The 9,438-nt window shown below is 41.7% G+C and carries 9 protein-coding genes; 3 read left to right on the top strand and 6 right to left on the bottom strand.

What is annotated here, in order from left to right:
* Positions 1–93: 93 nt before the first annotated feature.
* The 3 genes from N475_RS20860 to soxR form a co-directional block, all read right to left on the bottom strand.
* On the bottom strand, positions 94–1,563 hold the full coding sequence (locus tag N475_RS20860) for an alpha/beta hydrolase (protein WP_063358947.1): 1,470 nt from the start codon (positions 1,561–1,563) through the stop codon (positions 94–96).
* A 272-nt stretch (positions 1,564–1,835) separates the two neighbouring features.
* Positions 1,836–3,620, bottom strand: coding sequence for a DUF885 domain-containing protein (locus tag N475_RS20865; RefSeq protein ID WP_063365887.1), 1,785 nt, complete (start codon positions 3,618–3,620; stop codon positions 1,836–1,838).
* 17 nt (positions 3,621–3,637) lie between these two features.
* Positions 3,638–4,138 carry a redox-sensitive transcriptional activator SoxR gene (soxR, locus tag N475_RS20870; protein WP_063358949.1) on the bottom strand — a complete coding sequence of 167 codons (501 nt, stop codon included), beginning with the start codon at positions 4,136–4,138 and terminating at the stop codon, positions 3,638–3,640.
* 95 nt (positions 4,139–4,233) lie between these two features.
* Between soxR and N475_RS20875 the strand changes: the two genes are divergently transcribed.
* On the top strand, positions 4,234–4,689 hold the full coding sequence (locus N475_RS20875) for a flavodoxin family protein (RefSeq protein ID WP_063365888.1): 456 nt from the start codon (positions 4,234–4,236) through the stop codon (positions 4,687–4,689).
* On the opposite strand, the gene N475_RS20880 is transcribed toward N475_RS20875, so the two are convergent.
* A complete protein-coding gene (locus N475_RS20880) occupies positions 4,686–5,597 on the bottom strand; it encodes a helix-turn-helix domain-containing protein (RefSeq protein WP_063358951.1) in 912 nt (303 codons plus the stop codon). The genes N475_RS20875 and N475_RS20880 overlap by 4 nt on opposite strands.
* A 154-nt stretch (positions 5,598–5,751) precedes the next feature.
* Here N475_RS20880 and exaC point away from each other — a divergent pair, with 154 nt between their 5' ends.
* Entirely contained in the window at positions 5,752–7,272 is a 1,521-nt protein-coding gene (gene exaC, locus N475_RS20885; RefSeq protein ID WP_063358952.1) for an acetaldehyde dehydrogenase ExaC, read from the top strand.
* On the opposite strand, the gene N475_RS20890 is transcribed toward exaC, so the two are convergent.
* On the bottom strand, positions 7,269–8,210 hold the full coding sequence (locus tag N475_RS20890; RefSeq protein WP_162269619.1) for a LysR family transcriptional regulator: 942 nt from the start codon (positions 8,208–8,210) through the stop codon (positions 7,269–7,271). The two genes, exaC and N475_RS20890, sit on opposite strands and share 4 nt — an antisense overlap.
* A 37-nt stretch (positions 8,211–8,247) precedes the next feature.
* Between N475_RS20890 and N475_RS20895 the strand changes: the two genes are divergently transcribed.
* Positions 8,248–8,844: a LysE family translocator gene (locus N475_RS20895; RefSeq protein WP_063365889.1), complete on the top strand. Its 597-nt coding sequence runs from the start codon at positions 8,248–8,250 to the stop codon at positions 8,842–8,844.
* A 342-nt stretch (positions 8,845–9,186) separates the two neighbouring features.
* On the opposite strand, the gene N475_RS25245 is transcribed toward N475_RS20895, so the two are convergent.
* The coding region (locus N475_RS25245; RefSeq protein WP_162269620.1) for a nuclear transport factor 2 family protein at positions 9,187–9,438 on the bottom strand (252 nt) is incomplete at its 5' end.

Raw genomic sequence — 9,438 nt, forward strand, 5'->3', positions numbered from 1 at the left:
GATAGTTATCATTGTTTTGCCACAAATTAACTGTGTGGCCCAGTGAGCATGCCCAGTTGTGCCAACTCGGCATATATTTTAACTATCAAGTGCTTATTTTAGCCACTCAATCATATTGCCTATCAATGCTTGGGTTGACGCTAAGCCGTCGGCTCCGCCTACATCACATAGTCCCAATCCACATCCATCAAAATGGTGATTCGCTTTCTCAAGTAGATGTAATTCGCTACCTGTGCGGCATTGAATTTGGGCATATTGTTTTGTAAATATTAAACTATTGGCCTGTGCTGGACCATTTTCAATATCACCAGAAAGCGCATTACAAAGCCTGAGAGATTGACTAGGAGAAACGATAGTATCCGCCATACCATGACTAATGAACATGTCAGGTGCAAGGAACGGGTAACGCTCAACATACTCAAGCAAGCTGTTGTTAACGATAACAGGTTCATTACCCGTGAGATCACGCCAGTCTGACTTACCTGATAAGATTGCGATCATTCTTTCAATGTAACCGTGTACATACGTGCCGTCTTGAACTTCTTTCAACTGGTGTGCAAAGTCTGGCACTGGGAACATAGGGGCGATTTTCTCAATCATGAAAGGAAATTGTTGAGATAGCCAAACTGACATATGACCACCGGCAGATTGTCCAGTGAGGCGAATAGATTTGTTGCTATGCGTGTATTTATAGTTATTGAATAGTGCCCAAAGGTATGCATCGCGAATATCTTGTTTACTATCTTCAATATTCACTTGATTACATGTGGGGCCAGCTTCGCGGTCTTCTACAAGGCGGTAATAGGGCATATAAACCACAAAGCCAGCGTCAGTGAATTGTGCTATTTGTGCTTCTGCCGTGCGGGCAGTGCCCAGTCTTTCTAACCAGCCCCCACCATGGATCATCATAAGAGGCGTTGCATTGTGAACATTGGCATTTTTATACACTCGCATCTCTAGATGACAAGCCCCTCGCTCACTGTATGTCGTTTTGTACGTTGCACGTTGAACAAGCGGGACTTCAGAGAAACTTTGAGGGCGAGTAGTAACTGGCAAAGTGGCGGAGTATCCAGGCATCCATGCATCTTGCACATAATTGAGATCTTCGCTGTTACCATATTTTTCAGCTTTGTAATCAAACTCACGAACACAAAACTCGGTGTCTGATTCGTTTTTGTATTCAATCGCCGTCGTGCACTGTGCATCTGTATAATACCAGCCACGTGTTGCATTATGCGCTTGCACTTGCTGACATTGGCCATCTTGACTATACAGTGTAGGTAGTTGTTCGGCTCCAGGTTTAGTCGCGACGGCTGCATAGCAGTAACTAGCACCTCGTAAGATTCTCTCAATTTCAGGAGATTGGTTGTTGAGCATTTCTCTAAGCGCTTGGTCATGTTCTTTAAAGTAGCCAATGCTTGCGGTTAAAGGCGCATTACCGTCAGTAGGTTGACCACTTAAGTAATGGGCCAGTAAGTTTTGTGGATCTGGAAAAACAGATGCATTTGTAACAGTAGATATCGCGAGTGCGACACCGCCAAGTAAGTGTGATACGTATTTCATAATGGTTCCTTGTTGACTTACTGAGAATAAAGACGGCGGGATTTTTCAATTATTTAGGGAATTTATAATTTAATTTATGTCAACTTTGAAAGCTTTAATTAGTATGAACAACTAAGTTGTCATGGTGATTCTTTTGCGCAAATAGTTTGATTATGCGTTATACAAAGCAGTTAAAGTAAGCGTGAATAAGTGAGTCGTAGAAGTTGGACTGTAAGTTGGCTAATAGGGAAGTTTAACTGAAAAAGCCCCAGAGAGGGGCTTTATACAAAGGGTTAGTCGTTCATCAGTTGGTTGATGTACTTAACCGGTGCGCTGCCAAAGCTTAAAAACTCTTCATGAAAAGCTTTTAGATCAAAATCTTTGCCAAGCTTCTCTTTTTGTTTTTCACGTAAGTCGTATATTTCACGATACCCACTGTAATAGCTGGTCAATTGCACTTGACTCAATGTTGCACGGCGCCATTTTCCTTCTGCCTCTGCACGCTCTTGGAATGCGCCATTCATGAGTAGATCTAGGCCCTCGTCACGGCTAATACCTTTAACTTGGATTCCATAGTCCAAAATCGTATTACAAATTACACGCAGGTTCCATTTGTAGTACATCAACCACATTTCAGGTTCGTGGTCGCCGTACCCTTCCTCAAGCATCATGCGTTCAGTATATACGGCCCAACCCTCAATCATTGCACCATTACGTAAGATGCTTTTCACCAAAGAAGGTGACTTGTTTGCGTACACAAGCTGAGTGTAATGACCTGGCACAGCTTCATGGATATTAAGAATCTGTAAGATCCAGTGGTTATATTCACGAAGAATAGAGTTTGCTTGCTCTTCAGTGCGTAATTCTAATGGTTCTACGTTGTAGTAGGTGTTCTCTTTGCTGTCGTAAGGCCCAGGTGATGAGATTGACGCCATTGCGAAGCCACGCATGTATTCAGGTGTCTCTCGCACGACTAAAGGCTTTTCTGGATCAAGCGTTATCAAGTCTTTTTCTATAACAAACTGTTCAAGAAGTGGAATTTGACGTTTGATCTCAGTAACAAAGTCTTCTTTGGCTACATGTTTTTGTGATAAATGCTTAATAAGTTCAGATATAGCTTGCGTATCATTTGCAGGTCTTTGGGTATCCGGAAAGTACTTTGGCCAAAGTTGGTCTGTCAGTTTGACCATTTCATTTGTAACACGCGCTTTATCTGCAAGTGCTTTTTCGTACATCTTTTTAGCTGTGTAGCCAGATTGAATGTCAAATGCAAACTTTTCTTCGTATAGCTCCTCACCAATTCTAAAGCTGCGCGCATTACCATTTTCAGTCAGGTCTTTTTCAAGTTGCGTCAGGAATGCGATATAACCATTGATAGCTGTTTTCGCATTTGCAAAGCGAGTCTTAAATAAGGCTTTTTCCTGTGCCGTGAGTACTTCAGAAGCATCAACCTCGTCGAGTAAGTCGTCTTTTAAAACCGCAAAGGCACCTTCGTTTTGTGCAATAGCTAGTTGCGTGTATTCAATTGTTGGGGTGTCAATATTTTGCTGAGCAGCAGCATAGTATTCTGGTACATATTTTAAGCGCTCTAATACTGTTTTGAACTTTTCAGACTCTGATTTAAAGCGGCTATTTAGAATATTAGCGAAACCATAAGAAACGTTATAAGTCGAAGGGTTCCACTGCCAGCCTTTGAATTTCTCGGTGTTCCAAATTGTTTTCTTTAAGCTGTTCTCTATCAAATAGTAATCCGTTTTTTGATTTCCACTTAAAGAATCAACGTTAAAGCTGTAGAGTTTTGCCAGTTTGTCTTTTGAGAATTGAATGTTACTAGCGCGTGTTGCCGCATTTGGAATAGTGATAATGTCGTCGTATTTTCCGTAACCAGCATACTGAGAAAACTCAGGGTATTGACGCCATAAATCTTCGATAAATTTTTCAGAAAATGTACTGAAAGCTTGATTTTGAGCTGCGTGAGCAACGGGTTTTGCAGCCGTTTCTGTAGATGTATTTGTAGAACTACAACCCGCTAACGTGAGCGCGGCTGCGACTGCCAGAGTGAGCGCAGTTTTATTCATTCGCTTGTTCCTATTTTTTAATTTTTGCTATCATAGCAATTTTTTGCAGCCTTGGCTTGCTCTGGGTGGTCTAGCCATACCGCGCCATTTGCTTCTGTTGCGACAATATCTTCAGGGTTGTACATGGGACAAGATTTCATTGATAAGCACCCACAGCCAATGCAACCGTCGACCATTTCTCTGACACGCATCATGTAGGCAATTTTCTCGTCTAATTGAGCTTGCCAAAAGCGAGACATCCTCGCCCAGTCTTCTTTTGTAGGTGTACGGCTTTCAGGAAGTTTGGCCAATGTTTCTTTAATCTCAACGAGTGAGTTTCCCATTTTTTGACCGGCCTTAATAACGGCGATACGTCTTAGTACATCTTTTTTATATCGCCTTTGGTTGCCCGCATTTCGCCAACTGCGAATAAGCCCTTTGGTTTCGTAAAAGTGCAGTGTCGATACCGCTACATCTGCTCGCTTTGCGACTTGCCCCACACTCAATCTGGGTTCGTCACGCTCACTTGCCGCTGCCATTTTAATAGCCCCTTGAAAAAAATGATAAAAAAATCTTTACCTAAACTTAGGTTGAGGTTTTAGCCTAGCAGCAAATCAACGATAGGAGAATTATTTTGAACACAATTATTGTATATTCAAGTGCAAGTAAAGCAGGTAACACGTCAATCGCAGTTGAAGAATTGGCCCGTGATCTAAATGCAAAAACGCTGTTTTTAGATGATTTCGTGATCCATGACTATAGCTACGAGCACAAGAATAAAGATGACGACTTTAGGGGCCTGTTTAGAGAGGTTTTACAGTATGACCACGTGGTATTTGCATCGCCTGTTTATTGGTATGCGGTAACCCCAAGGATGAAAGCATTTATTGATCGTATCACCGAGTTTATGGATGATGAAGTTCTCCAACCCGAGCTTAGGGTCTTACGTGAGAAACACTTTTCCATTTTATCTACTTCGATTCACCAAGATGCGCCAAGTGCATTTATTGAAATGTTGCAAAAAACTTTTGAGTATTTGGGCATGACACTCAAAGGTACCCATCATAGACAATTCCAACTTCAACCCTAATTACTTTGCTTTTTTAGGTACTGTGTTTGGTACTGCTTAGGCGTTTGGTTGAACGCTTTTTTGAAGCTTCTACTTAATTGGCTGGGGTGATTGAACCCCAGTGAAAATGCGACACTAGTTACGTTTTCTCCCTGTTGCAGTTGTTTTCGAGCAGACATCAACCTTTGGCCATGTAGCCATTGCTGTGGTGTGGTGCCCATTGTCACCCTAAATTGCTCGAAGAATTTACTGCGACTCATACAAGCGATTTTTGAGAGCTGTTCAATATCCAATTGCTGGGTTAGATCTTGTTGCATTTGGCTTATTGCCGCATGGATCCCTGTGTTGATGTACCCCTGATTAATTTGTTGGAATAAAAAATCTCGGCTTTGTTGCTGTAGAAGTCTTGCGACGAGTTCATTTAAGGCAAGATCAATGTAAAAAGCACGTTGAGGGTCATTTTCGCTGAATAAATGGATGAGGCGATTCAGTAATTGCTGGGTTTGTGCATTGTGCTCGTTGTGCACAAGTTCGCTATGATACTCATAATGTGGCGCTTGGGTCGATTGTGCGCAATTGAGCATATCGGCAACGGAGGAAATTTTGTCTCTACTGATCTCGATTGCTAGACAAGTGGTCGGTCTATCTAAACAAGCTGTAGGAAAGTCGATATATACCGCCTGCTTTGGTGCCAAGACAAAGCTCTCATTGGGCAAAAATGGCTGATGGTAGTCACAGCTGTTTACGTGCATCACTTTTTTACCGGTCAACATCCCGCAAAATAACACTTCGCTAGAACATAGACGAATATGTTCTGCATTTTCATAGGTATCATAAATACTTAATTCAACGCCTTTAGCACCAAAGTGCACACGGTTTTCAACCAGAGACGACACTTTTTGCCTTTGTTTATTTAATTGTTCTAGCATTGAAGTTTGTTCCTTGTTTGGACTCATGTGCAAACTTTTTGTACGGATTGTTAAGTTTTTAATCTGCCTTTTTATTAATGTCAATTAAATGAATAAAGGACCACGCAGATGTGGCCATAAAAAATAATGACAACATCAAGTTGAAGAGGCACTTATGATTTACGCAAATCCCAACTCACCCGATGCTCTTGTGAATTTTAAATCCCAATATGAGAATTATATTGGTGGTAAGTGGACACCGCCTGCGGATGGTGCCTACTTTGAAAATATCAGCCCTGTAAATGGCAAAAGCTTCTGTCTAGTCGCACGCTCTAATGAAAAAGACATTGAACTAGCCCTTGATGCTGCCCATCAAGCTAAAGAAAAGTGGGGAACAACATCGGTGACTGAGCGCAGTAATATTTTGCTCAAAATTGCTGACCGAATTGAAGACAATCTTGAATACCTCGCGGTCGCAGAGACATGGGACAACGGAAAGGCGATTCGTGAGACATTAGCCGCTGATGTGCCACTTGCGGCAGATCACTTTCGTTACTTTGCAGGTTGTATACGCGCTCAAGAAGGCAGCATAGGTGAAATTGACGAACATACAGTTGCTTATCATTTTCATGAGCCTTTGGGGGTTGTCGGTCAGATTATTCCGTGGAACTTTCCTTTGTTAATGGCTGCATGGAAACTTGCACCTGCGCTAGCAGCTGGAAATTGTGTTGTTTTGAAGCCTGCAGAGCAGACTCCAGTATCAATTTTGTTGCTCTTGGAGCTGATAGAGGATTTACTTCCAGCGGGTGTACTAAATATTGTCAATGGGTTTGGCAAAGAAGCCGGAGAAGCGCTGGCGACAAGCAGTAGAATTGCAAAAATTGCTTTTACTGGTTCTACGCCTGTAGGCGCGCATATACTAAAATGTGCCGCTGATAATATTATTCCATCAACGGTAGAACTTGGAGGCAAGTCACCCAACATCTACTTTAATGATGTGATGGAAAAAGATGATGCGTATTTAAGCAAATGCATTGAGGGCGCTGTACTGGCTTACTTTAATCAGGGGGAGGTGTGCACATGTCCTTCTCGTCTTTTTGTACAAGAAGATATTTATGATGAGTTTATCGCCAAAGTCATTGAGCGGACTCAGCTTATTAAGCGAGGAAATCCATTGGATACTGACACCATGGTAGGTGCTCAAGCGTCTCAGGCACAGTTTGATAAAATACTGAGTTATATAGATATAGGTAAGCAAGAAGGTGCAGAAGTATTGCTAGGCGGCGACGTTGAAAAACTGGATAACGAATTTGACCATGGCTATTACATCCAGCCTACCTTGCTCAAAGGCAATAACAATATGCGAGTGTTTCAGGAGGAAATATTCGGACCAGTGATCTCTTTGTGTACCTTTAAAGATGAGTCTGAAGCGTTGGCAATGGCCAATAGCAGTGAATTTGGACTAGGTGCCGGTGTGTGGACGCGCAATATGAATCGAGCATATCAATTTGGGCGCAAAATTGAAGCGGGTAGGGTGTGGACTAATTGCTATCACATGTATCCTGCTCACGCAGCATTTGGTGGTTATAAGCGCTCTGGAATTGGACGTGAGACGCACAAAAAAGCGCTCGACCATTATCAACAAACAAAAAACCTTCTAGTCAGCTATAGTGAAAGTCCGCTTGGGTTCTTTTAAGTTATAGCCTTTGCAAGATGCGCAACCAACCGCATGGTCGCGCTCTTTTTCATCGCGTTGTTAGGCCAAATTGCGAAAACTGGGATAGGCGATACACGCCAATCAGGTATAAGCTCTATGAGTGCCCCAGTGTTTAAATAGTCACTTACTAAATAGGCTGGTGGAGTAGCTGCGCCCAAACCATCGATACACAGCTGTGTCATTCCTTCAACGCTATTCACTGAAACGTTGTGAATAAACTCGATTTCAACGCTCTCATGTATTGGGTGAGTTAGACGCCGTTTTGCTGGTAAACTCGAGAGTTTAACCCAAGGTATTTGTATAAGATCTTGTGGTTGTTTTGGAGGCGTTTGTTGTTCTAATAGCTTTGGGTGGCATACAAGCTTTCTTTCAATTTGGCCTAGCCGTTTGCTCTTTAAATCGCTACTTGGTAGTTCACCAGCACGTATTGCGATGTCTATCCCTTTTTCAATCAAATTTTCAAAAATGTCACTATAAATGATATCAACCTCTAGGCTTGGGTGTTGCTTGCAGAAATTAGCCAATGAGCGTGAATAATAAGAACGCGTTAATGCTGTGGGAAGGCTAATAGTTAACTTACCGCTTAGCGTTTCGTTTTGCTCTGAGATTGATAGCAGCCCTTGCTCCACAGTACAAAGCATCGTTTCACTGACTTTTTGCAGCTTTCTTCCTTGAGAAGTGAGTGATAATTTTCGAGTTGAGCGGTACAGAAGTGCTGCGTCCAGTTTCTTTTCGAGCGCTGTAATGTGATAACTGACAACTGAGGGAGAAAGCCTCAACTTTCGTGCCGCGCCGCGAAAGGACCCTTGTTCAACTACGGTCGCAAATATGGCAATACTTTTTAAATCATCAATCATATTGAGTAAGTTTTTAGAACAGTGATATCTATTTATACCATCTAATAATGCATATGACATGGCGTTACTATCGTTAGCAGTTGAAAAGGAGATAATTATGTCTGTTTTACTTGCTATGGGTTTGTATGCTTTTTCTATGTCTATCACGCCAGGACCGGTTAACTTAATTATATTTTCGAAAGCGATAAACATTGGTGTAGGGCGAACATTGCCGTTTGTCTTGGGCGCGACAATAGGCTTTTGCTCCGTTTTGTTTAGTGCTGGCCTCGGACTCGGTTTATTGGTAAAGCAATATATTTGGCTAACTAATTTAATCGCAATGCTCTGCTGTGGGTTTATCTTTTACTTGGCGATACAGTTTTTAAAATCGGATTCAAATTTAGAATTCTCTTCGAAGTCACAATTAGGGTTTTGGTCAGGCTCTGCCTTAATGTTGTTGAACCCAAAAGCTTGGCTTGCAGCGGTAGCGGGTACCAGTTTATTTGTAGAAAAGGGTCAGTTATCTCAACTTATACTGTTCGTTAGCATATACAGTGTTATCTGTTTTATAAGCCTGAGTTTGTGGGCAGTATTAGGTAAAAAAATGTCCGATACCTTTTCACTTTCTCGTTACATTGTCCATTTAAATCGTGCGACTGGGGTACTGTTGATGGGAGTGTGTTGCTACGTTCTTGTTGGTCTGAGTTTCAATTGATTTGAATTATTTATAAGTGAAAGTAAATGTAATTGCTGAAAAGCAATCTAGGATTGTGTTTGTGCATTCTTTCTTGGTAATTCACTCTATCATGTGTATGGCGATGCTAAAATTACCGAGGTTGCTTCTAATGAAACTCGAGTAGTTTTTGAGACAAGTCTCGGTGAAAAGTATTCATGGTAGTGGGTGAGTCCGCGAGTTTTTAAGAGCAACGAGAGAAAGTGGTTAATCCTACTACCTTGTCGTTACACCTCGCATGGGAGTGTGGCAAGCTAGGTCCCCTGAGTATATGTAATAGTGATAAGGTTATATCCAGGGGTTAATCGATAAGTAGGACGGATTTTATTGTTTTTGATATTGCTGGCTAACGGTTTGTTGCACAGTAAATATTTTATTGCTAATCCGCCAGCCCTGATCGAGCTTTAACAATAATAAATAGTCTGTATATACCTTGTTTTTATTAGTGATCGTAGCTTTCGCCATCGCAGAGTTTCCTGTCACATCAATAGTAATTATTTTTCCTACTCTGCTATATTCCCTACCTACCTCAATATTGCTTATGTAATTTTTACCCCTGATTTCAGATAATAAGTG

The sequence above is a fragment of the Pseudoalteromonas luteoviolacea DSM 6061 genome (assembly GCF_001625655.1).
GTDB classification, from domain to species: Bacteria; Pseudomonadota; Gammaproteobacteria; order Enterobacterales; family Alteromonadaceae; genus Pseudoalteromonas; species Pseudoalteromonas luteoviolacea.

Coding starts and splice junctions, on each gene's coding strand:
- N475_RS20860 (WP_063358947.1), bottom strand. CDS start 1,563: ATGAAATACGTATCACACTTACTTGGCGGTGTCGCACTCGCGATATCT.
- N475_RS20895 (WP_063365889.1), top strand. CDS start 8,248: ATGTCTGTTTTACTTGCTATGGGTTTGTATGCTTTTTCTATGTCTATC.
- exaC (WP_063358952.1), top strand. CDS start 5,752: ATGATTTACGCAAATCCCAACTCACCCGATGCTCTTGTGAATTTTAAA.
- N475_RS20880 (WP_063358951.1), bottom strand. CDS start 5,597: ATGCTAGAACAATTAAATAAACAAAGGCAAAAAGTGTCGTCTCTGGTT.
- N475_RS20890 (WP_162269619.1), bottom strand. CDS start 8,210: ATGTCATATGCATTATTAGATGGTATAAATAGATATCACTGTTCTAAA.
- soxR (WP_063358949.1), bottom strand. CDS start 4,138: ATGGCAGCGGCAAGTGAGCGTGACGAACCCAGATTGAGTGTGGGGCAA.
- N475_RS20865 (WP_063365887.1), bottom strand. CDS start 3,620: ATGAATAAAACTGCGCTCACTCTGGCAGTCGCAGCCGCGCTCACGTTA.